21 protein-coding genes are annotated in these 22,036 nt (G+C 59.1%); 8 read left to right on the top strand and 13 right to left on the bottom strand.

Features of this window, described 5'->3' with window-relative positions:
* Positions 1 to 34 precede the first annotated feature (34 nt).
* The 4 genes from WNZ14_RS04455 to WNZ14_RS04440 all read left to right on the top strand — a co-directional run bounded on the left by WNZ14_RS04455 (position 35) and on the right by WNZ14_RS04440 (position 5,071).
* The gene (locus WNZ14_RS04455) at positions 35 to 361 is read left to right on the top strand and encodes a metalloregulator ArsR/SmtB family transcription factor (RefSeq protein WP_342867391.1); all 327 of its coding nucleotides are present in this window, start codon (positions 35 to 37) and stop codon (positions 359 to 361) included.
* Positions 362 to 569: 208 nt separating this feature from the next.
* On the top strand, positions 570 to 3,410 hold the full coding sequence (locus tag WNZ14_RS04450; protein WP_342867390.1) for a molybdopterin oxidoreductase family protein: 2,841 nt from the start codon (positions 570 to 572) through the stop codon (positions 3,408 to 3,410).
* Positions 3,407 to 4,153, top strand: coding sequence for a 4Fe-4S dicluster domain-containing protein (locus tag WNZ14_RS04445; protein ID WP_342867389.1), 747 nt, complete (start codon positions 3,407 to 3,409; stop codon positions 4,151 to 4,153). Before WNZ14_RS04450 ends, WNZ14_RS04445 begins: the two co-directional genes overlap by 4 nt.
* A gap of 6 nt (positions 4,154 to 4,159) precedes the next feature.
* Positions 4,160 to 5,071 carry a DmsC/YnfH family molybdoenzyme membrane anchor subunit gene (locus WNZ14_RS04440; RefSeq protein ID WP_342867388.1) on the top strand — a complete coding sequence of 304 codons (912 nt, stop codon included), beginning with the start codon at positions 4,160 to 4,162 and terminating at the stop codon, positions 5,069 to 5,071.
* Between the two features lie 18 nt (positions 5,072 to 5,089).
* Here WNZ14_RS04440 and WNZ14_RS04435 read toward each other — a convergent pair whose 3' ends face one another.
* The 12 genes from WNZ14_RS04435 to WNZ14_RS04380 form a co-directional block, all read right to left on the bottom strand.
* Entirely contained in the window at positions 5,090 to 6,112 is a 1,023-nt protein-coding gene (locus tag WNZ14_RS04435) for a TAXI family TRAP transporter solute-binding subunit (protein WP_342867387.1), read from the bottom strand.
* A 219-nt stretch (positions 6,113 to 6,331) separates the two neighbouring features.
* A complete protein-coding gene (locus tag WNZ14_RS04430; RefSeq protein WP_342867386.1) occupies positions 6,332 to 6,691 on the bottom strand; it encodes a cupin domain-containing protein in 360 nt (119 codons plus the stop codon).
* A gap of 26 nt (positions 6,692 to 6,717) precedes the next feature.
* Positions 6,718 to 8,106, bottom strand: a complete 1,389-nt coding sequence (locus WNZ14_RS04425; RefSeq protein ID WP_342867385.1) for an FAD-dependent oxidoreductase — start codon at positions 8,104 to 8,106, stop codon at positions 6,718 to 6,720.
* 56 nt (positions 8,107 to 8,162) lie between these two features.
* Positions 8,163 to 9,668 (bottom strand): aldehyde dehydrogenase family protein, encoded by a 1,506-nt coding sequence (locus WNZ14_RS04420; protein WP_342867384.1) that lies wholly within the window; start codon positions 9,666 to 9,668, stop codon positions 8,163 to 8,165.
* A complete protein-coding gene (locus WNZ14_RS04415) occupies positions 9,661 to 10,716 on the bottom strand; it encodes a phosphotransferase (RefSeq protein ID WP_342867383.1) in 1,056 nt (351 codons plus the stop codon). The genes WNZ14_RS04420 and WNZ14_RS04415 overlap by 8 nt, the downstream gene beginning before the upstream one ends.
* On the bottom strand, positions 10,713 to 11,060 hold the full coding sequence (locus WNZ14_RS04410; RefSeq protein WP_342867382.1) for a cupin domain-containing protein: 348 nt from the start codon (positions 11,058 to 11,060) through the stop codon (positions 10,713 to 10,715). Before WNZ14_RS04410 ends, WNZ14_RS04415 begins: the two co-directional genes overlap by 4 nt.
* Before the next feature lie 13 nt (positions 11,061 to 11,073).
* Positions 11,074 to 11,436, bottom strand: a complete 363-nt coding sequence (locus WNZ14_RS04405) for a cupin domain-containing protein (protein WP_342867381.1) — start codon at positions 11,434 to 11,436, stop codon at positions 11,074 to 11,076.
* Complete coding sequence (locus WNZ14_RS04400; protein WP_342867380.1) at positions 11,433 to 12,719, bottom strand: glycosyltransferase; 1,287 nt, start codon at positions 12,717 to 12,719, stop codon at positions 11,433 to 11,435. The genes WNZ14_RS04405 and WNZ14_RS04400 overlap by 4 nt, the downstream gene beginning before the upstream one ends.
* Before the next feature lie 57 nt (positions 12,720 to 12,776).
* Entirely contained in the window at positions 12,777 to 13,841 is a 1,065-nt protein-coding gene (locus WNZ14_RS04395; RefSeq protein WP_342867379.1) for an ABC transporter ATP-binding protein, read from the bottom strand.
* Complete coding sequence (locus WNZ14_RS04390; protein ID WP_342867378.1) at positions 13,838 to 14,629, bottom strand: ABC transporter permease; 792 nt, start codon at positions 14,627 to 14,629, stop codon at positions 13,838 to 13,840. The genes WNZ14_RS04395 and WNZ14_RS04390 overlap by 4 nt, the downstream gene beginning before the upstream one ends.
* Positions 14,622 to 15,485 (bottom strand): ABC transporter permease, encoded by an 864-nt coding sequence (locus WNZ14_RS04385; protein ID WP_342867377.1) that lies wholly within the window; start codon positions 15,483 to 15,485, stop codon positions 14,622 to 14,624. Before WNZ14_RS04385 ends, WNZ14_RS04390 begins: the two co-directional genes overlap by 8 nt.
* 103 nt (positions 15,486 to 15,588) lie before the next feature.
* Entirely contained in the window at positions 15,589 to 16,638 is a 1,050-nt protein-coding gene (locus tag WNZ14_RS04380; RefSeq protein WP_342867376.1) for a spermidine/putrescine ABC transporter substrate-binding protein, read from the bottom strand.
* Between the two features lie 197 nt (positions 16,639 to 16,835).
* On the opposite strand from WNZ14_RS04380, the gene WNZ14_RS04375 reads away from it, so the two are divergent.
* Both WNZ14_RS04375 and WNZ14_RS04370 read left to right on the top strand, forming a co-directional pair.
* Positions 16,836 to 17,768 carry a GntR family transcriptional regulator gene (locus WNZ14_RS04375; protein ID WP_342867375.1) on the top strand — a complete coding sequence of 311 codons (933 nt, stop codon included), beginning with the start codon at positions 16,836 to 16,838 and terminating at the stop codon, positions 17,766 to 17,768.
* Entirely contained in the window at positions 17,765 to 19,060 is a 1,296-nt protein-coding gene (locus tag WNZ14_RS04370) for a glycosyltransferase (RefSeq protein WP_342867374.1), read from the top strand. Before WNZ14_RS04375 ends, WNZ14_RS04370 begins: the two co-directional genes overlap by 4 nt.
* Positions 19,061 to 19,139: 79 nt before the next feature.
* Here the strand turns inward: WNZ14_RS04370 and WNZ14_RS04365 are convergent, their stop codons facing one another.
* Positions 19,140 to 20,099 carry a LysR family transcriptional regulator gene (locus WNZ14_RS04365; RefSeq protein ID WP_342867373.1) on the bottom strand — a complete coding sequence of 320 codons (960 nt, stop codon included), beginning with the start codon at positions 20,097 to 20,099 and terminating at the stop codon, positions 19,140 to 19,142.
* Positions 20,100 to 20,184: 85 nt separating this feature from the next.
* On the opposite strand from WNZ14_RS04365, the gene WNZ14_RS04360 reads away from it, so the two are divergent.
* Positions 20,185 to 21,048 carry a dioxygenase gene (locus tag WNZ14_RS04360; protein WP_342867372.1) on the top strand — a complete coding sequence of 288 codons (864 nt, stop codon included), beginning with the start codon at positions 20,185 to 20,187 and terminating at the stop codon, positions 21,046 to 21,048.
* A 19-nt stretch (positions 21,049 to 21,067) separates the two neighbouring features.
* Positions 21,068 to 22,033, top strand: a complete 966-nt coding sequence (locus WNZ14_RS04355; protein WP_342867371.1) for a glyoxalase — start codon at positions 21,068 to 21,070, stop codon at positions 22,031 to 22,033.
* The last annotated feature ends 3 nt before the right edge of the window (positions 22,034 to 22,036 follow it).

Below are 22,036 nucleotides of genomic sequence, written 5' to 3'. Positions count from 1 at the left end.
CGGTCATTAATGTTTATTGGATCGGAATCCGGAGATGCTTGAAGCACAAGACATGGCCGAAATGGAGCCGCGCATGGGCGAGGCGGCGAAGTTGATGGAAATGCTGTCACAGCCGGTGCGTCTGCGGATCCTGTGCATTCTGCTCGATGGCGAGCAAAGTGTCCTGAAACTGGCAGATATGGCGGGGCTGTCACAGCCGGCCATGTCACACCATCTGCGCAAGTTGCGCGATGCAGACCTGGTCCACACCAGACGCGATGCCCAGACCATCTATTATTCCCTTAAGGGCAAGGAAGTCGCAGCCGTGCTTGAAGTGTTGCACGGTCTGTATTGCAGCCCGCCCGGCGAAGCCATTTGCTGATGCACGCCATCCCCTACACCGCCGGGCCCCTCTTATCTGGACTTAGAAATAGTCAATCTGGCTTTACCAGCCACACTTGACATTTGCCCGGCTGCGCGGTCCGCTTGCCCAACGGTCGCGGAGGCGGACGCAGTGGATTTGCCGAAAAAGGCGGACACTAGAACGTGGTGCAACCGAAACATCGGGCGGCGCGTCTTGGGGAGAGTGAATGAACCAGACCAGCAGGGCTTCAGGCGCGGCTGACGGCAAGACCGAGATTCGCAAAACAACCTGTTACATGTGTGCCTGCCGCTGCGGCATCAATGTCCATATGGCCGAAGGCAAGGTCCGGTATATCGAGGGAAACCGCGACCATCCGATCAACAAGGGCGTTCTGTGCGCCAAGGGATCAGCCGGGATCATGCAACACTATTCCCCAGCACGGCTGAAGAAGCCGCTGCTGAGGACCGGCGAACGCGGCTCCGGCGAATTCAAGGAGATCGAATGGGACGAGGCGCTGGCGCTGGCAACTGACTGGCTCGGCGAGGTTCGTCGCACCGATCCGCGCAAACTCGCCTTTTTCACCGGCCGCGACCAGAGCCAGTCGATGACCGGCTGGTGGGCGCAGCAATACGGCACCCCCAACTATGCCGCCCATGGCGGATTCTGCTCCGTCAACATGGCGGCCGCCGGCATCTACACGATGGGTGGCGCATTCTGGGAGTTTGGCGCACCCGACTGGGACCACACTGAACTGTTCATGATTTTCGGCGTTGCCGAGGATCACGATTCCAACCCGATCAAGATGGGCCTCGGCAAGCTGAAGGAGCGCGGCGTCAAGGTGATTGGGGTCAACCCGGTGCGCACCGGCTACAACGCCATCGCCGACGAATGGCTGGGCATCACGCCGGGCACTGACGGTTTGCTGATCCTGGCGCTGGTGCACGAACTGATGCGCAACGGCAAGATCGATGTCGACTACCTGATCCGCTACACCAATGCGCCCTGGCTGGTGATCGACGATCCCGAGGGTTCAAGTCACGGCCTGTTCGCGCGCGACGAAGACGGCACGCCGCTGGTGGCCGACAGGAAGAGCGGCAAGGCCACCTCCTCCGCGACCCCGGGAATCAAGCCGGCGCTAAAAGGCCGTTTCGAGTTGCCCGACGGACGTCACGCCATTCCGGTGTTCGAACTGCTGGCGCAAAAATATCTGGATCCGCAATATGCACCCTCCGCCGTGGCCGGGCGAACCGGGATTGATGCCGAAACCATCATACGGATCGCCGGAGAGATCGCCGAGGCCGCTTTCGAGCGCGAAGTAATCATCGAGCAACCCTGGACCGACATGAAGGGCGAACGGCACGAGCGGATGATCGGGCGACCGGTGGCGTTTCATGCCATGCGCGGCATCTCGGCGCATTCCAACGGGTTCCAGACTTGCCGCGCGCTGCATTTGCTGCAGATCCTCGTCGGATCGATCGATAGCCCCGGCGGCTTCCGCTTCAAGCCGCCCTATCCGCGGCCGGTCGCTGGCCAGCCGCGGCCGCATGGCGGCGCCTGCGCCGATACCGCGCTTGCGGGGCCGCACCTGGGTTACCCGCGTGGACCGGAAGATCTGCTGCTGGAAGCAGACGGCGAGACCGCGCAGCGCATCGACAAGGCATTTTCCTGGGATGCGCCGCTGTCGGCACATGGCATGATGCACATGGTCATTTCCAATGCGCATGCGCGCGATCCCTACGGCATCGATGTCCTGTTCATGTACATGGCCAACATGGCGTGGAACTCGTCGATGAACAGCTCATCAGTGATGAAGATGCTGACCGACAAGGACGAGAATGGCGAGTATGTGATCCCGAAGATCATCTATTCGGACGCCTATTCCTCCGAAATGGTGGCGTTTTCCGATCTGATCCTGCCCGACACCACCTATCTCGAACGGCATGACTGTATTTCGCTTTTGGACAGGCCGATCAGCGAACCCGAGGCGCTGTGCGATTCAATCCGCTGGCCGGTGGTTGAACCGGACCGGGATGTGCGCGGCTTCCAGAGCGTGCTGCTGGATCTTGGAGCACGCTTGAAACTTCCGGGCATGGTCGATGAGGACGGCGCAGCTATTTACAAGGATTATGCCGACTACATCGTCAAACACCAGCGCAAGCCGGGGATCGGCCCGCTTTCAGGCTGGCGCGGCGAGAGAGGCGACAAGACCGGGCGGGGGAAACCCAATCCGGACCAGCTCAAACGCTATATCGAGAATGGTGGATTCTCGCAGGTGCACGTGCCTGCGGAGGCGCACTACTTCAAACACGCCAACCGGGCCTGGAGCGACTGGGCGATCGAGCACGGGCTGCAGGACGGGCCGGTGGAGAACATCTTCCAGCTCTATCTCGAACCTTTGCGCAAATTCCAGCTTGCCGCCGAAGGCAAGATCAAGCCAATGCCGCCGGAACATCACCGCGAGCGGATCAGGACCTGTTTCGATCCGCTGCCTGTCTGGTACCCGCCCTTCATGGAAGATGGTCTGGATGGCGACGCCTATCCGCTTCACGCCATCACCCAACGGCCAGCTGCGATGTACCATTCCTGGGGGTCGCAGAATGCCTGGCTGCGGCAGATCCACGGCGAGAACGCGCTTTATGTGCCGGGCGACGTTTGCGACAGCCAGGGATTGGAGACTGGCGACTGGGCACTGGTGTCCTCGCAATCAGGTGAAATCCGGGTCAGGATTGCTCGCATGGATGCGGTCAACGGCTCGACGCTTTGGACATGGAATGCGATTGGCAAGCGAGCTGGCGCATGGGCACTCGACAAGGACGCACCGGAGGCGACGCGCGGTTTCCTGCTCAACCACCTGATTGACGAATTGCTGCCACCAAAAGGCGATGGCCGCCGCTGGGCAAATTCCGACCCGATCACCGGCCAGGCCGCCTGGTTCGACCTGCGCGTGGCAATCCGCAAGGATACTGATCAAAGCAGCGGGCAAAGCCTGCCCCAGGCCGGCGCGCAGACAAGCCCGGTCGGTTCCGCGCCTACAAATGTGGTGTTCGGACGGGAGAAAGCCCGATGACCAGTCTTCCCACATCGACCGAAAAGCGGCTCGGCCTCGTCATCGATCTCGACACTTGTGTCGGCTGTCATGCCTGCGCGGTCAACTGCAAGGAATGGAACACCAGCGCCGGAGCCTCGCCACTCGCCGATACTGACGCCTATGGCGCCGATGTGTCCGGCGCTTGGCTGAACCGGATCCACACGTTCGAGGTGACGCCCGAGAATGCGCCGGCGCAGATCGTGCATTTCCCCAAATCCTGCCTGCATTGCGATGATGCGCCGTGCGTGACCGTTTGCCCGACCGGCGCCAGCTACAAGCGCTCCGAGGACGGGATCGTGCTGGTCGATGAGGACCTGTGCATCGGCTGCGGGTTGTGCGCATGGGCATGCCCCTATGGCGCGCGCGAGATGGACCCGGTCGAAAACGTGATGAAGAAATGCACGCTGTGCGTTGACCGGATCTACAGCGACACCCTGGCTGAAGAAGACCGGATCCCGGCCTGTGTGCGCACCTGCCCCTCAAGCGCGCGGCACTTTGGTGATTTCAACGATCCAGGCTCAGACGTGTCACGGCTGGTCGCAGAACGTGGCGGGATCGACCTGATGCCGGAGATGGAAACACGCCCGGTCAACAAGTATCTGCCGCCCCGTCCGAAGACCTCGCAACGATCGGCTCAAACGGCAGCACCCGCCAAGATCGACACACCGAAAGCCGACGGGTTCTTGGGCTGGCTCGACGCGGCGCTCGACAAACTCGGATAACAGATCATGCATCCTGCCGTTTCCGTCATCTTTTTCACGGTCGCCTCGGGCGCCGGCTTTGGCATGATCTTCCTCATCGGGCTGGGATTTCCCGTTGGTGGTGGCGCGGGACGTGCATTCCTGGTCTCGCTCCTCGGTGGCGGGCTTGCCGTGGCCGGGCTTCTGGCCTCGACATTTCATCTGGGGCACCCGGAACGTGCCTGGCGGGCGCTCAGCCAGTGGCGCTCGAGCTGGCTGTCGCGAGAAGGCATCGCGGCAATTGTCACGCTGGTTCTGTTCGGGATCTATGCGCTTGTCTGGATGCTGACGGGCAACAGATCGCAGCTTCTGGGTCTGCTGATCGCCCTCGGCGCGGCGACAACGGTGTTCACCACCTCGATGATCTACGCCCAGCTTAAGACCGTGCCGCAATGGAAGAGCCCGCTCACGCCGGTTGTCTATCTGAGTTTCGCGCTCGGCTCCGGCTGGCTGCTGGCATCGGCCTTCGGCGATTATCAATCACCGGAACTCTGGGGCATCCTGCTGGTTGCTCTTGCCTGGGCAGCCAAGTGGATATGGTGGGCGCATGCTGGCCGGGCTCGGCTGTCCGACGTCGGCTCAACGCCGGAAACCGCAACCGGGCTCGGCTTTATCGGCAAGGTGCGGCTGCTTGAACGCCCGCATACCGGCGAGAACTATCTCACCCGCGAGATGGTGCATCGGATCGGCCGCAAGCACGCCCGCAAATTGCGGCTGCTGGCACTCGTACTTGGCGGCGTGCTGCCGATCGTGATCCTGGCGCTGATTGCCCTTACCGGAGCGCCGGCGCCGCTCATTCTGGTGGCGGCGCTGTCCATGATCATCGGGCTGCTGGCTGAACGCTGGTTGTTCTTCGCCGAAGCCGAACATGCGGTTTCGCTCTATTACGGACATCGCTGAACGCCGGGCGAAGGCGCCTTACCTGATCATGCCAGCTTCACGGTAAAATCTCTCGGCGCCGGGATGCAGCGGGATTCCTATTCCATCAAGTGCGGTTTGGCGGGTCACCGATGCGCCCTTGACATGTCCGACATCAAGCAGCTTCCGCGTGGTCGGATTCCAGAGCGCCTTGGTGATCTGGTAGATCAATTCCTCATCCTGCTCCAGACCGGTGAGCCATTGCGCCCCTACCGCAACTGTCGGGACGCCATCCACATTCTGGTAGACCCCGTCCGGTATCGCGTCATTGGCAAAAAACGAATGCTCCAAAAGCATCCCGTCCACTTCCGGGCCAGAGATGGGAACGAGTACCACCTCAGCATTGCCAGCAAGCTCGGCAAGCGCGCGGGCCGGATAGCCGCCGACAAAGAAGAGTGCATCAAGCCGGCCATCGCGCAGCGCATCCGAGGCATCCTCGGGCTTGAGGTGCTCGACGGTGATGTCTGCTTCCGAGAGACCGAAAGCTTCAAGGATCAGAACAGCGTCGGGATAGGTGCCGGAGTCGGTCTTGTCGAGAGAAACCCGCTTGCCCTTCAGGTCCGTGACAGAAGCGATGCCGGAAGTCCTGGAAGCGATCAGGTGAACATGCTCGGGATAGAGCGCCGCAATGACGCGCAGATCGCGCATCGGCTCCTGGCCCTCGAAAGTGCCGGTGCCCGAATAGGCCCAGTAGGCAACATCTGACTGGGAGAACCCTGAATTAAGGCCGCCCGAGACGATTGCGCTGACATTTGCGACCGATCCATGTGAGGATTGCGCCACCGCCACTAGGCCCGGGACACCGCAGGACCCGCCTTCATCGCATTCGCGCGAGCCGGGCGGATTTGAAATCGAATTGGCAATCGTCCCGGCGAGCGGAAAATAGGTTCCACCGACCCCGGCGGTGCCGATTGTGAAATAGGTCATATCCTCGGCATGTGCTGCCGCCCCACCCAACGTCACGAGGGCCGCAACTGACAAGATTTGTGCCGCGTGCAGCAACGCAGATACCCGAAGTCCCATTTGTTGTCCCCTTCGTCCGATACCGGTCCCGCATAGCACACCATGCCATCGTCACGAAAACCAATCTGAGAACCGAGGAGATCTTCGCTCAAGTGGAATGGTCGCTGCGGCGTAAGGGTGAGCCCAAGAGGTCAACGTGACGATGGCCGCAGCAGTCACACTAGCCGCGAACACGAACACTTTCCATCGGCTGTGCGCTTCCAAGCTTGCCAATCCATTTCACGACAGTATGAAAAAGACCTTCCGAACCAGCGTCAGGTTTTCCCAGGTTCCGCGAAAACCGGCAGCAACGACAAAGCTGTCGCCGGGACCAAAGGTTCGTGATCTGCCATCGGCGTCAGTCAGGCGCACCTCGCCTTCGAGGATGTGGCACATTTCATCGTAGTCACAGGCGCAGCGTTCGAGATGCGGTCCAGCCTCCCAGATCCCCGCGATCGCGCCCTTTTCGGGCGATTGAAAACAGCGCCAGCTGCGGCTTTCATACGCAGTGTCAACGACTGCCGGGTCATCGGTAACAGTCACCTTGGGCACGGTATCGCTTGTGTCAAAGCCAATCACATGGGCGGGTTGGTCAGACATTATTGTCTCCAAAAATCACTGAGAGGTCAGGATGCGAAGCCGATGCCCAGGCGATCCAGGGTTCTCAGCATGAGGGACCGTTTGCCGGTGATGTCTTCACGGGCGAGATCGCGCTGTGCCCATTGCACGGCCAGATAGCGCAGAGGCTCTGGCGGAAACGGCACCGGCCAACTGCGCGACATGGCGAGCGATGTGCGCTCGGTCTCGACCCCGTCGAGCAGATCCAGCATTGTCAGCGCACCAAAGCGACTGGCGGAAACGCCCTGCCCGGTAAATCCAAGCGCATAGGCCAGACGTCCGCCAAAGGCTTTGCCAGCAAAAAATGTCGTCCGCGCCGAGGTGTCGATGATACCGCCCCAGATGTGGCTGAACCTGACATTTGCGAGAGCCGGGAAGACGCGGTCGAAGTTTTGCACCAGCCGCTCGAAACTCTCGGCGCGTTGCAGCCGTGCATCAGACCTGTCACTGCCAAACTCGTAGATCGCATCGAAACCCGCCCAAAGAATACGGTTGTCGGCGGTCTTGCGGGAATAGTGGAACTGGTTGCCGCTGTCGGCGATCCCGTATCGCCCGACCCAGCCAATGGCCTCAAGCTGCTCATCGCTGAGCGGCTCGGTGACCAGGGAATAATCATAGATCGGAATGATCGCCATCCGCAGCCGCTTGAGCAGAGGAACAGCAGCATTGGTTGCCATGGCCACCCGGGCGGCTCGTAATTGAGCTTGCGGTGTTTTCAGCTCAATACAATCTCTCGTGTTTTTAAGATTTTCGACAGGCGTGTCTTCGTAAATCTCGATGCCGCGCTCAAGGCAGGCGCGACGCAGGCCGGTGACCAGTTTGCCCGGATTGACCAGAGCATAATTCGGATCCCAAAGGCCTGATTGATAGGCCGGCGTCTTGAACCGGGTGTCCAGCGCCTCGTTTTGCAGCAAATCGGTTTTGAAACCGAACTTGCCGAGGCTCGACTGCATGGATTTCAAACCATCGGCCTGCCACGGTGTTGCTGCTACATTCAGTTTGCCGCTTCGCTCGAATTCGGCATCAATGCCATAGGCACCCAGATCCTGCTCGAGCTGATTGAGGTTCTCGTTGCCTAACCTGACAAGCGTTTCCGCCTCACGCGGCCAGCGCTCCATCGCATTGGAGACGCCGTGGGAAATGCTCGGCGCGCAAAACCCGCCGTTGCGCCCACTGGCAGCCCCGCCGCAGCGCTTTGCTTCCAACACCACAATCCGAGCCTCGGGATAACGCGCGCGCGCTTTAAGCGCACACCACAACCCGGTAAACCCGCCGCCGATGATGGCAAGATCACAGGTGCCATCCTGGGCAAGCGGCGGCAAGGCCGCGGATTGCGGCAGCGTGCTCCACCAGACCGGGTCGGTTGAAGCTCCGGCAAGGCGCTGTTTGATATCCATAAGCGTAGGTCTCACTTTTCCTCATCAAGGATTGCCTCAGCGGCAATCCTGAGTGATCAAACGTGCTTGCGTCCGCCAGCTTCCAGAAACCAGTCGTCGGGATAGGGATACCACCAGTCATGACGGACGGGCTTGTGATCCATGATCACCATCTTGGACCTACGAAATGCATCAAGACCCTGTCGACCCAGTTCACGCCCCATGCCTGACGCTTTCCAGCCACCGAAGGGCAGAGCGTCATTGTCGATCATCGGATTGTTGACCCAGACCATCCCCGCCTCAAGCCGTTCGGCTGCCTCGTGGGCTTCTTCGAGGTCGGTGGTGAAGATCGATGCGCCAAGACCGAACGGGCTGTCATTGGCCATGGCAATCGCGGTATCGAAATCCGGAACGCGCACGATGGAGGCGACCGGGCCAAAGACTTCCGATTTCATGATCTCCATGTGCGGCGTGCAGCCTGTCAGAATGGTGGGCTCAAAAAACCAGCCCGTATCGAGCCCTTGCGGCTTGCCCCCGCCACATTCAACCTTTGCTCCCTTGGCAACAGCATCGGCCACAAGCCGCTTGACCTTTTCAAGCGCTGCTTCACTCACCAGCGGGCCGATTTCAGATTTGTCGAGGCCATTGCCGATGCGCAACTGGCTGGTTTCCTCCACGAAGGCTTTGACGAATTCATCGTGAATGCTGTCGACCACATAGAGCCGTTCAGTTGATGTGCAGACCTGACCGGACATGTGAAATGCACCAGTTACGGCGCCGGCTGCAGCAATGGCAATCGGCGCGTGCTTGGTGATGATCATCGGGTCGGAGCCGCCAGCCTCAATGACCGCCGGCTTCATCTTCCGCGCTGCGGCTGCTGCCACCGCCTGACCAGCACCGACAGAGCCGGTGAAGGCGATCGCATGGGTCTTGTCGCTTTCAACCAAGGCGGACCCGACAGCGGCACCGCCCGGCAAGCAGGCAACGAGATCCGCGGGCAGAACATCAAACACTTTCATGAATTCCAGTGTCGAGAGCGTCGTGGCTTCGGCCGGCTTGATCACACAGCCATTGCCAGCTGCGAGCGAAGCAGCAACCGTCCAGCACATCAACAGAATGGGAAAGTTGAAGGGCATGATATGGGCCGAGACGCCATAGGGCTCATAGCGCGCATATTGCAGCGATCCGGCCTGTGTCGTGCCTGCAACCTTGCCCGCTTCGTCGCGCGCCATTTCCGCATAATAGCGGAAGATCGAGGCGCAATTGGCGACTTCGCCGATGGCTTCCGGATAGGGCTTGCCCATTTCCCGCGACATCAGAATGGCGCAGTCGGTCATGTCGTTGGCTTCGATCCGGTTTGCCAGGCGATGCAGGATCTGCGCACGCGATTTGGCGTCGATCTTTTTCCAGCTGGCTTGCGCCGCGTTGACCCGAACAAGAACGCTTTCAACTTCCTCAGCCGTCACGTCAGAGCGTTTGCCGACCTCTTCTAACGTAGCGGGGTCAATCACCGCATGCTGAGGCCCCTGGCTCACGTGAAACTCCGGCGTCAGGAAATAACGCGGCTTGGCCGTATCAGACATGGATCATTCCTTTGTTTTCATCTGCCTTCTGCCCAAGCGCCGTGCCGTGAGCTGCCCAACCGGGGAGCTCGGCTGTCAGAAAGGTCTTGATTTCGACGAGGCCCGCGTCGGTGAGCGCGGTATCGAGTTGCCGCAGCACGCGGGGCAAGAAGGCGAGATAGTTTGCCTTGCCGTCGCGCTGCGACAGCCGCAGGAACACGCCGGCTATGCGAGCATGACGCTGGGCGCCGAGGAGAAAATAGCGCTGACGGATGGCGGATTCTCCACCCAGCCGCGCCGGCGCTCTGGCGATGTACCGATCGAGCAGAGCCTGCTCGAGGCCGGGAGCGAGGTCCCGGCGCGCATCCTGCAGCAGCGAGACGAGATCATATTCGCATGGCCCGAGAATGCCGTCCTGGAAATCAAGCAATCCGCAGCGCGCCAAACCTTTTCGCTCAGGCAGATACATCAGATTGTCGACATGAAAATCGCGGAGCACCAGGGTTTCGGTCGCATCCTTCAGAGGCGCCAGGGCATCGGCCCAGAGCCCACGGAATGTCTCCGAGAACCGGGGCCGGTCGACAGACGGATTTACCGCCGGCGCGAACCATTGCGAAAACATGTCGAGTTCTGCGAGATAGGTCGCCATGTCAAACTCAGGGCACGCGACCTGCGCGCCACGGACATCATGATGCAGATGCAGCAGCGCATCGACCGCAAGCTCATAAAGGTCGGCCTCGCTTGCGCCGTCAAAGAGGCACTTCGAATAGGTGTCGGCGCCAAAATCCTCGACCAGCCCAAGACCGGTTGACGGGTCGGCGCCATGAACGCGCGGAGCCGACAGGCCGAGGCTCAGAAGATGGCGCGAGAGCCGCACATAGGCTGCAAAACCCACCAGATCCTCGCGATCTTCCATCAGCAAAAGCCCCTTGTCCGGCAAGCGGAAATACCGCCGCGCCGACGCATCGCCAGCCAGAGGCTCAAGGCGAGCATTTGCCAGCCCATGCCGCGCCAGAAAGGCGGCAATGGGTGGTGCCAGGGTCACTGCGCTTGGTGCTGCAGATGTCATCGGATCATGTAGACCTTCTTCACGGTCTCGTGGACGGTGCAGATGCCCTTCCAGTCCTGCGGAAAGAACGCCGCCGTATCGGGCGTGATTTCGATCACCTCGCCGCTTTCATGCACATAGGTGCAGCGGCCTTCGAGAAAGTGGCAGAACTCATCCTTGGTGACGTGGCATTCCCATTTGCCGGGTGTGCAGATCCAAAGGCCGCATTCCGATTGTCCCTCAGGCCCCTTGTAAAGAACCTTGCCGGAGGTGTGGCTTTCGCCCTCAACCATCGTCGGAATGATCCCCCAGTCGACCGTATCGGTCACATCGAGCGGCTTGTGCATGACAGGTGTGGTGGTCATTGAGAATTCCAGTTCAACTCAGAATGTAAATGTTGCGGATGGTCTCGGAGATATTGGCTTCGCCTTCCCATCCGGCAGGAAACAGCACGCAGGTGCCGGGCGTCACTTCAATCACCTCGTCGGTCCCGTCGCGGCGGTAGGTGGCGCGGCCGGAGACGAAATGACAAAATTCATCGCGTGGAACCGAAAGGCGCCAGCGCCCGGGTGTGCAGACCCAGATCCCCGTTTCGGGAGAGTTGTTGGGTCGCTTGAAAAGCAGCCGGCCGGTGGAATGGGATTGACCTTCGATCATGCCCGGCTGCGGGCCCCAATCCACCAGGTCGTCATAGGTGCAGGCGTCGTGGATGTGGGGGGCAGAGGAGGACAGGTTGGTCATTCCCCATTCTCCGTCAAAGCGACGAGCAGCTTGGCCGCTTTTTCCTGACCATTTTGCGATTGCATATGAGCTGAGGTCGCCTTCAGACGTGCGGCCATGCCCTCATCGGTGAGGCAGGCCTCGATCTTTTCGATCAGGTCCTCGTCGGTCCATTCATAGCGATCGGAGCGGAAGCCATGACCGGTTTCCTGCACGCGCATGGCATTGTCATGACCATCCCAGACATAGGACATGATGATCGCAGGCTTGCCGAAATAGAGGCATTCGGTGAAGGAGTTGTTGCCGCCATGATGGATCACGGCATCGACCTGCGGGATCACCGACGGCTGCGGATACCAGCCTTCAATGATCACATTGTCCGGTATGTCGCTGTACTCGCTCTTGTAGTCACCGACATTGACCAGCGCGCGGTAGCGGGTCTTACCAATCAGCGTGATCAGGCGTTTCAAGAGATCGGTGTCGCCTGCGCCCAGAGATCCGAACGACACATAAAGAAGCGGGCCGTCATTGTTCTTCTTGAAGGTCGGCACTTCGTATGGCTTGTCCTGACGCACGCAGCCTTCGAGATACTGGAACCGAGCCGGATCGAGCGGCTTGGCGCGCTTGTAGGTGACTGGCTCAGGATAAAGCAGCAGATTGAGGAAAGGTGAGGCTTCGAAGAACTCGCCCAGAGGATAAGGCGCCTCGCCTGCCGACTTCAGGAATTCATTGTAATCATCGTGGATCGGCTTGATCACTTCATGAAATTTGGCGCGGAAGGCTGCATGACCTTCGGTATCATTTACCGACATGCCAGACAGATGCGGAGGAATGGCATCGTCCTCGATCTCGTTCTCGGAGCAGGAAATGATCCGCACCCAGGGTGCACCATTCTGCTTGATTGCCGGGAAAAGGATCACATTGTCGACTGAAATCACGTCGGGCTTTATCTCGGCAAGAATGCCGGGAAGATCTTTCTCTGCCCATTTCGCACTGTCGACGATCGCCTCCCAGCATTCCTTGACGTAATTGTCGAGCTGATCGATCGGCGCCTTGCGAAAATTGGGAATATGGCCGTTGATGAAGTCTTCCCAGAATTTGGCCATCTGTTCGGGCGGCATCGGGGCCGACAGGTTCACGGGATGGGCTTCAAAGCCATAGCCCTTGTAAACATCGACAAACCCGGGATCTGACAGGAAAACGGCCTTGTGGCCCATGCGTTCAACGGCTTGCGCGATACCGACGGAATTCAAGGCCGGGCCATAGGCCGCTTCCGGGAAAAAAGCGAAAATCTTCTGTGTCATCTTCCATCCTCTTTGCGTTTCGTTCGGTGTTTCATGTCGTGGTCTTGAGGCCAGGTTTCAGGCGGCAAAGACCCGCGTGTCGCGGGCAGACCAGCCCGCGGTAATCGAATCGCCGACGGAGAGCGCGTGCCCTTCGGCCGCATCGGCCGTCAGGCGCAACATCACCGGCTGGGGAGAGAGCGGTGTGTCGAGATGCACCTGGAGATCAAGCCCGTGATAGGCCATCGCCCTTACTGTGCCGGTAAGGCTGTTTTCCTTTTCGCCGGCGCCAAGATGCAGACGCTCGGGCCGAACCGCAGCCATGACGTCGTCTCCAGCACTGATCGTGTCGGGAATTTCCGCCCTGAAGCTGGTACCGTCGGCCGACTTCAGGGTGCCACCATGGACTGTCGCCGGAAAGAAATTCATCACTCCGATGAAATCCGCCGCAAAGCGCGTCTGCGGATATTCGTAGATTTCGAGCGGCGTGCCGTGCTGCAAGAGCTTGCCATCCTTGAGGATGGCAATGCGGTCGGCCATCACCAGGGCTTCTTCCTGGTCATGAGTGACGACAATAAAGGTAATGCCGAACTGATCCTGAATCCGTTTCAGCTCAAGCTGCATCTCGCCACGGAGCTTCTTGTCGAGCGCGCCCAAAGGTTCATCAAGCAGCAACAGACGAGGGCGCTTTACCAGAGAGCGCGCGAGGGCAACCCGCTGGCGCTGGCCGCCTGAAAGCTGCTCCGGTTTGCGGCCCGCCAGGTGTGGCAGTTGAACCATCTCCATCATTTCATTGACGCGGGATTTTATTTCTGCCTTGGGCAGCTTTTCCATTTCCAGCCCATAGGCGATGTTCTGCGCCACCGTCATATGTGGAAACAGGGCGTAAGACTGGAACATCAGATTGATCGGGCGATGGTTTGGAGGAATGCGGGATATATCCTCTCCATCAAGCAGGATGCTGCCGACTGTGGGGGTTTCAAACCCCGCCAACATGCGCAGCAACGTGGTCTTGCCGCTGCCCGAGGGGCCAAGCAGCGCAAAGAACTCATTCTCCTTAATATCAAGCGAGATGCCGTCCACTGCATGATATTTGTTGAAGTGCTTTTCGACATTGCGAATGGTGAGAAGAGCGCTGGTCATTGGCCTGGAAGCCCTCCGCGATTAAGGCGCTGCGAAACAGCAAGGATGACAACCGAGACCGTCATCACGATGGCTGAAAGCGCATTGATTTCAGGGGTGACGCCAAAGCGGATCATCGAGAAGATCTGCATTGGCAACGTGATCGATGCACGTCCTGCGCCTGCGGTGAAGAAGGCGATGATGAATTCGTCAACCGACAGTGTGAAGGCCAGAAGCGAACCCGCGACAACGGCGGGCATCAGCACCGGAACCACAATGCGCCGCAAGGTGACCAGAATCGGCGCGCCGAGATCTGTCGATGCTTCGACAATCGACCAGTCAAAGCCTTTCAGCCTGGCGCGGACCACCGAGCAGACGAAGGCCAGGTTGAAGACCACGTGGCTCACGATAATGGTGTGAAGCCCCATGGTGACGTCGAGCAGCGAGAAGAAGCTGAGCAGCGCGATGGCGAGCACAATGTCGGGAATGATCATCGGCGCGAAGATCATGGTCTCGAGAAAGCGGCCCTTGCGGCGGCGGATTTCGACGCCAATCGCCAGAAGCGTGCCCAATATGGCAGCGAGAATGGTGGAAATCACCGCCACAATCAGCGTGTTGAGTGCTGCATGGATGATGTCCTTGTCCTGAAACAGCGAATAGTACCATTTCACCGAAAATCCCGACCAGGCCGTCGGCATGCCGCCCTCGTTGAACGACAGGGCGAACAGGACCGAAATCGGCAGATAGAGAAAGGCGAAAACGGCCGCCAGAATGGCAAGCATGAACGGAAGCGGCGCACGATTACCCATGAGCGTCGCCCTCGGCACGTCCACCAGAGGCGCGTTCAGTCGCAAAGGTCTGGAGCGTGAGCAGTCCCATCATCACCGCAATCAACGCCATCGAAAGGGCTGCCCCGAATGGCCAGTCATTGGCCGTGAGAAACTGGGCGTAGACCAAGTTGCCGATCATCTGGAACTGACCGCCGCCCAGAAGCGCGGGCGTGACGAAATTGCCGATGGAGAGAACGAAGACGAAGACAAATCCGGTGGCGATGCCCGGCACAGTCATCGGCAGGGTGATACGGCGAAACGTTGTCCAGCCGCCGGCCCCCAGATCGCGCGACGCCTCAGTGATCTCCGTGTTGAGCCGCGCGAGCGGGGCATAGCAGGCGAGAATGACGAAGGGAAGATAGTTGTAGACGAGCCCTACAATGACGGCGCCTTCGGTGTAGAGCAGGCTCGGCAGTTCCTGATCATACCCAAGCGCCCGCGCCACGGCCACGACCAGACCCTCGCGGTTTAGCAGCACTATCCAGGCATAGGTGCGCACCAGATAATTTGACCAGAACGGAAGAATGGCAAGAAACAGCAGCAGCGGCTGGCGCTTTTTCGGCATGGCGGCAATCGCGTAGGCGGCTGCGTAACCAACTACCGAGGCGATCAAGGCGGATTGGCCGGCAATGATCGCTGATTGGATGAAGATCCCGACATAGAGCGGATCAAAAACCAGGGCTATGTTTTCCAGCGTGAAATCATATTCAATGCCGCCGTAAATCCCGCGGCGGAAAAACGCCAGCGCCAAGATCAGCAGGCAGGGAATGACCATGAAGCCGGTCAACCACAGCAAGGCTGGCGTCATCAAATAGATCGGCTTGCGGTCTGCCATGGGCTAACTCGGGGATCCTTCACGCCATCAAGGCGCGGTGCATGATTTCCATTGAAGAAAATGCCCCGGCGCAGATCGCGCCGGGGCTATCAACGGCCTACCGTCAGTTGGCAGCCTTGATTTCTGACACGATACGGGAGTAGGCGCGCTGTGCCTCGCCCAGATCGCGCAGCTGCTCATGAGCCAGCAGCTCATCGGGCGTCATGCCAAGGTTCGGGTAGGTCTCGACAAGCGAGGGGTCAAGTCCGTCCATGGCTGCCTTGTTGGGCACCTTGTAGAGAATGTTCTCGGCGGCCCAACGGTGGTTTGCCGCATCAAGAATGTAGTTCACGAATGCGTAGGCAGCATCCTTGTGCTCGGAGTTCTTGAGGATCACCATGGTATCAACCCAAAGGTCGGAGCCTTCCTTCGGGACGATGTATTTGATGTCAGCATTCTCGCCGATGCCGTAGTTGCACCAGCCGTCCCAGGCCTGCACCAGTTCCGCTTCGCCGGTCACAAGTTTGGAATAGAATGTGGTGTCATCGTAGGCCAGAAGTGTCTTCTTGGCCTTGATCAGAAGATCGCGAACTTCTTCGAGCTTGGCCTGATCTGTTTCATTGACCGAGTAGCCAAGCGCCAATTCACCGGCAGCCATCATCCAGCGGTCGGTGGCGAGCATCGTGGTCTTTCCAGTGAGCGCTTCTGACGGCTCGAGAAGGTCCATCCAGCTGTCAGGGGTTTTGCCGACCAGATCGCTGCGATAGCAAAGACCCGTCGTACCCCAGGCGTATGGCAGCGAGAATGCGTTGCCCGGGTCGTGCTTGAGTACGGTCGCGTCCTCGTAGAGATTGGCGATATTCGGGATTTTGGCATGATCGAGCGTTTCGGCCAGGCCAAGATTGTTGAGAATTTCAGCGAAGGGCGAGGAGACGAAAACAACATCGTAGCCCTTGCCCTTGGAGGCAATCAGCTTGCCCATGATTTCTTCGTTGGTGGCATGCAGCACGAGTTCTGCCGAGTTTCCGGTCGCGGAATTGAACTTCTCAATCGCGTCCGGCGCCATATAGCCGTCCCAGTTGGAAACGACGAGATCTTCCGCCTGTGCGGCGACAGCGAAAGCTGCAAGACCGGCGCCCAGCGTGACTCCGATTAAGTTCGTCAGTCGGGTCATGGTGATCCTCCATTTGATCCCTTGGATAGCCGTCGCCTGTTTCGGCGTTGGCGGAATTTTGTGAGACAGCTCTTGTTGGCTGATGCACCGCATAGTACGAATAGCCGTAAAAATACGTCAAATATGTATTTGATGTATTTTCAACAGATCCTGACCGGGAGCGTCATCGAAAGCCCCCTTCAACACCCGGGATTCCCATGGCCGACACAAGACGAAACGCACGCCAGAACCACCTTGCGCTTGCCCAGCAGATTATCAATATCGCGCTGGAACGCGCCATGAAGGCGGGTGATCATTTGCCTGAAAAACTGTTCTCGGATGACTGTGGCGTATCAAGAACGCCCATTCGTTCAGCATTTCGGCTTCTTGAAGAGAACAATATCCTCTATCGCCGCGAAGAAGAGGGCTATTTTCTGGCGATTTCGGAATCGGATGAATTGCTGCAAGCAGCCCAGGCTCTGGAAGGGATGGAGCAAACGCTCGCCGACCGGATCCTGTCGGATCGCGCCGAGCGCCGGATTGGTGACGTGCAATCGGTCAGCGCGCTCGCAAGAAAGTATAATGCGTCGCGGCATTCGGTACTTTTTGCACTAAAAATACTATCTCAGGATGGCGTCGCCACCCAATTGCCGGGTCGCTCCTGGGCATTTCAACCCATGCTGGATTCTCCAAAGGCCATGGATGAAAGCCTTGCCTTCCGCCTGATCCTGGAACCACAAGCCATTCTGGCTCCCGGTTTTGCAGTCGACAGCAAGAAGGCCGGCATTCTCAGAGGCCGGATGGAGGACTTCCTCACCATACGTGAGGGTCGCATCACGACCGCGGGTTTCATGCGGATCGATACGGAGTTCCATTGCTTCATAGCCGAATGTTCGGCCAACCGCTTCGCCCGCGGTACTCTTCTGGCACACCACAGATTGCGCCGTGCGACCCAAAAAGATACGTCCGTGCCTGACTTTCGGCTCCGCCAATCGCTTGAAGAGCATCTTGGCATTCTCGACAGTCTTGAACAGAACCAGTTTGACATCGCGGCAGACCAGATGGTGTTGCATCTGCGCCGCTCACGAACCCGAAGACCCGAGGCCGCAAACCGTGGCATTCCTCCACTGATCAGAAGGCCTCGTGCATGAGCGTTTCTCCCATCATCGCCCTGTTCCCCGAGGCGAGCTTCGGCGCCGCACTCAACTGTGTGGGCATAGCTCAGGAACTTCAGCGGCTGGGCGCAACCCCAGTTTTCATATGCCACCCGGGCTTCACTGGTGTTTTTGCCGAATACGGGTTCAAGGAGTACCATCTCTACGAAGCCACGCCGAGCAGCGCGCATGAAGCCGAAGATTACTGGCAGAGCTTTATCAGCAACCAGCTTGCACATTTCGATCTGGATCCTGAGGCGCAACTGCCGACTTATGTCGGCCCGACATGGGAGGCTATTGTCGACACCGTCGAAGCCGCCGAAGAGGGGCTGGAAGCGCTTCTGACCCGGATCAAGCCGGATGCCATCCTTCTCGACAACGTCATCATGTTTCCCGCCATCATAAGGGCCGGTTGCCCGTGGGTGCGCGTTGTCTCTTGCGCAGAGACCGAGTTGCCAGACGCAAATGTGCCACCTTATCTCTCCGGCCTGGACCCAAAGGACAGATTGGCCTGCAAACGATTTGAAAAATCCTATCTGAAGGCCACGGACTCAGCGCACCGCCGCTACAACACTTTTCGCAAGGCGCGTGGACTTGCCCCCCTGCCAGCGGGCAACTTTCTGGAAACGTCGGAGCACCTCAACCTCATCCTCGCACCGACAGCGGTGCGCTATGATCGCCACATCCCGCTTGCCGAACCGGAATTTGTTTTCCTGGAAGGCTGCGTGCGCAGCGAGACACGGTTTGATTCACCGCACTTTCCGGTCGAGGATGGCCCGCTCATCTATATGAGCTTCGGCAGTCTTGGCGCCATCGATACGCAACTGATCGAGCGGATGATCGATGTCTTCGCCAAACTCCCCGCAAGATTCCTGATCAATGTCGGCGGGTTCCTGGAAGCCTATCAACGGGTGCCCGACAATGTTTTCCTGGGAAGCTGGTTTCCCCAGCCCTCCGTTGTGGCGCAATCAGCGCTGTTCATCCATCATGGCGGCAACAACAGCTATTGCGAAGCGCTCTATCACGGCGTGCCATCGCTGATCATGCCCTACTGCTGGGATGGACATGACAACGCACAGCGCGCGCAAGCCACCGGGACGGGCCTGAACATGCATCGCTCAAACTGGACCGACGGTGAGCTGGAATCAGCAGTCTTGTCCCTGCTGCATGATGTCGAGATGCAAAGGCGCCTCAAGGGCATTTCGGAGGCCATGAAAGCGGTTCCCGGCACCAGCCGCGCCGCAATGGCGGTTCTGGATTGCATCGAATCAAACATGGTAGCCGACTGACTGGGCGCGGCTGCGCGTTCAGGGAGCTGCATAGGGCTGAAGATCGGCTTTAGGGTGAGCTTCCGGCACTTTGATCACATCAGTGAGGACTGTTGCCCCACACGACGGCATCCTCGTGGCGCTTGATAAGCTGACGCAAATCATCGAAGCGTGTCGAGATATGGCGCGCCAGTTTTTCCGCAGCAGGTATTCTCGGGCGTCCCTCGAGGCGCAATATCCCAAGCGTTCGGGTCGGTTGCGGGATTTCGACAGGCAGCACGGTCACTTTCCGGTCCTTGCGGTGGGCAAAGACCACCGAATGGGGAAGCACGGTGAGCGCATCGGTCTCTTCGAGGTAATTGTACACCGAAAGCAGCGAGCCGCCGGAATAGCGGATGTTGATCTCCGTCATCCCGATCGACAGCAGGATGGCATGCAGGTCGGCAAGCAGCGGAGAGCCGGGAAGCGGCGCAATCCACGGGAATTCGATCAGGTCACTGGTGCTCAGGCGGCGCCTGCTTAACAGCGGGTGAGTGACGCGACACGCAACTATGTTTCGGCCGGGCAGGATCGGGGTGAAGGTCAGGCCCTTCGCCGCCTCCACCAGTCCGAGCGGACAGATGGCCAGGTCAAGCTGGTTCGCCACGAGGCCACTACCCAGTTCCGGCATGTTGCCATAGGACTGATCGACACGGATGTTGGCCTCGCGTTCCTGGAACTCGCCGATCATGCGGCTGATGAAGGCATCCATGAAGAAGGGCACGCCGGCGATGCGGACGGTTCCGACAGACCCTGCCCGGAAACCGCGGATTGTCTCCGATGCGCGGCGGGACGCTTCTAGGATCACGCGGCCGTGTTCGGCAAGCTGGTGACCGATGATTGTCGGCTCAAGCGGCCGTTTTCCCGGTTTGAAGATCGGTTCACCGAGCCGTTTTTCCAGCGTTGAAAGGGTGCGTGAAACTGCCGGCTGAGAAAGACCCAGCAGCAGGGCAGCCTCCGTCACGCTGCCGGTTTCCACGACAGCTGCCAATTGCGCGAGGTGCTTCTCATCAAACTTCATACCAAAATGTTATATTAATGCTGAGAAAAACAATAGTTGTGTTGATCCATCGGCCTATACTTTTTCGCGGAGGAGGAGTTTTGCGATGGACGTCCGGTCTACTGACAAGGCTATGAAAAGTGCGGCTGACGCCTTTTCCGCACGCCTGCATGATGCACCTGACATGCGTCTCGCCCGCTTCATGAGCGAGTTGATCGGCGATCTTGCCAACCTCGCAGACCGCATGGATATGAGTCGCAAGGAAATGCAGGCAGTCATCGGTTTCCTGACAGAAGTCGGCGAAACTTGCTCCGAACGTCGTCAGGAATGGGTCCTGCTCGCCGATGTTCTCGGGCTGAGCAGTGCGTTCGAGACGCGCCATTCGCGCCTTCCCGCCAATGCGACCCCGAACACGCTCGCCGGTCCGTTCTACCGACCCGGGGCACCGCGGCGGGGCGACAATGAAAGCATCTGCCTGGACGGCATGGGCACACCTCTTGTGTTTACCGCACGGGTTTCCAACAGCGATGGTGAGCCCCTGGTCAGTGCCCGGATTGAGGTCTGGCACGCCAATGGCGAGGGCGTGTACGAGAATCAGGCCCCGGACATGCAGCCTGAGTTCAATCTGCGCGGGACCTACACCACGGGGCCGGACGGAGCCGTTCGTATCCGGACTGTCCGCCCCCAAGGCTACCGCATCCCTGACGATGGGCCTGTCGGAAAACTCCTTCGCAAACTTGGACTTCCAACGACACGTCCGGCCCATCTCCAATTCAGAATTGCGGCCTCCGGCTACCAGACACTCATCACCCATGTCTTTGACAGGAGTGACCCTGCAATAGGCGTGGACCCGCTTTTTGCCGTCCAACCGGCACTGCTCGCCGATTTTACACAGTCGCGTGGCGGCGAGTGCGAGTGCGCCTTCACTTTCATCCTCGCAGGGGATGAAGATTTTCAGAAACCGACATGAATATTTTGGGAGAGAGACAATGTCGCCAATCAGCGGATATCATCACCTGACCATGAGCACCGACGGTGCTCAGGAAGACTTCGATTTTTTCACCAAGGACCTGGGCCTCTATTCGGTCAAGAGGACGGTGCTCTTTGATGGCAACATCCCGGTCTACCACCTCTATTATGGGGCCAGGAACGGCGATGAATCGACGATCATCACCACCTTCCCGTTTCGCAAGCCCGGCGTTTATGGCCGCCGCGGCACCAACCAGTCGAAAGTCGTGCAGCAGTCAATTCCGGTCGGGGCATCTGATTTCTGGATAAACCGTCTGGGAGAGCGCGGCATCGAAGCGCGCAAGACAAGCCGGTTCGGTATAGATCGCGTCGAATTCAAGCATCCCTGCGGCATTGAATTGCAGCTGGTGGAAAATCCGGCAGACAACCGTATCCCGATCGTCAACGAGGCGCAGGGCGTTTCCGCTGAGCATGCCATCAAGGGCATTTATGGCGGCGTCATAGCGGTCACTGATCGCAACGCCATGGATGATTTTCTGACCATTGCCCTGCCGCTCAAGAAAATGGCCGATGATGCCGACGGCATGGCCTACGAAGTGCCAAATCCAAACGGCCCCACCAGCGTGGTGGAAGTCACCGAAATCCGGGACCAGCCGCAGGGAACCTGGACACTGTCCGGCGGCACTATCCACCATTTCGCGCTCAACACCGGCAACGAGGAAAACCAGCTCAAACTGCGGGCGCATATCGAAGGTATGGGCTTCACTGACATATCGGAACAGAAGGATCGCAACTACTTCAAGTCCTGCTACGTGCGCTCGCCCGGCGGTGCCTTGTTCGAGCTTGCCTGGACCGTGCCCGAAGGCTGGGCCAAGGACGAACCCGCCGACGCGATCGGCTCGACGCTGGTCTTCCCGCCCTGGTTTGAAGACCGGCGCGAAGAACTCATGGCCGGTCTTGAGCCCGCCAGCTTCCAGAACGCCTGAGGC

The sequence above is a fragment of the Hoeflea sp. AS60 genome, from assembly GCF_038900115.1.
Lineage (GTDB): Bacteria > Pseudomonadota > Alphaproteobacteria > Rhizobiales > Rhizobiaceae > Hoeflea.
Note: the sequence above shows the minus strand (reverse complement) of the source record. Positions and strands in the feature narration are given on the sequence as shown.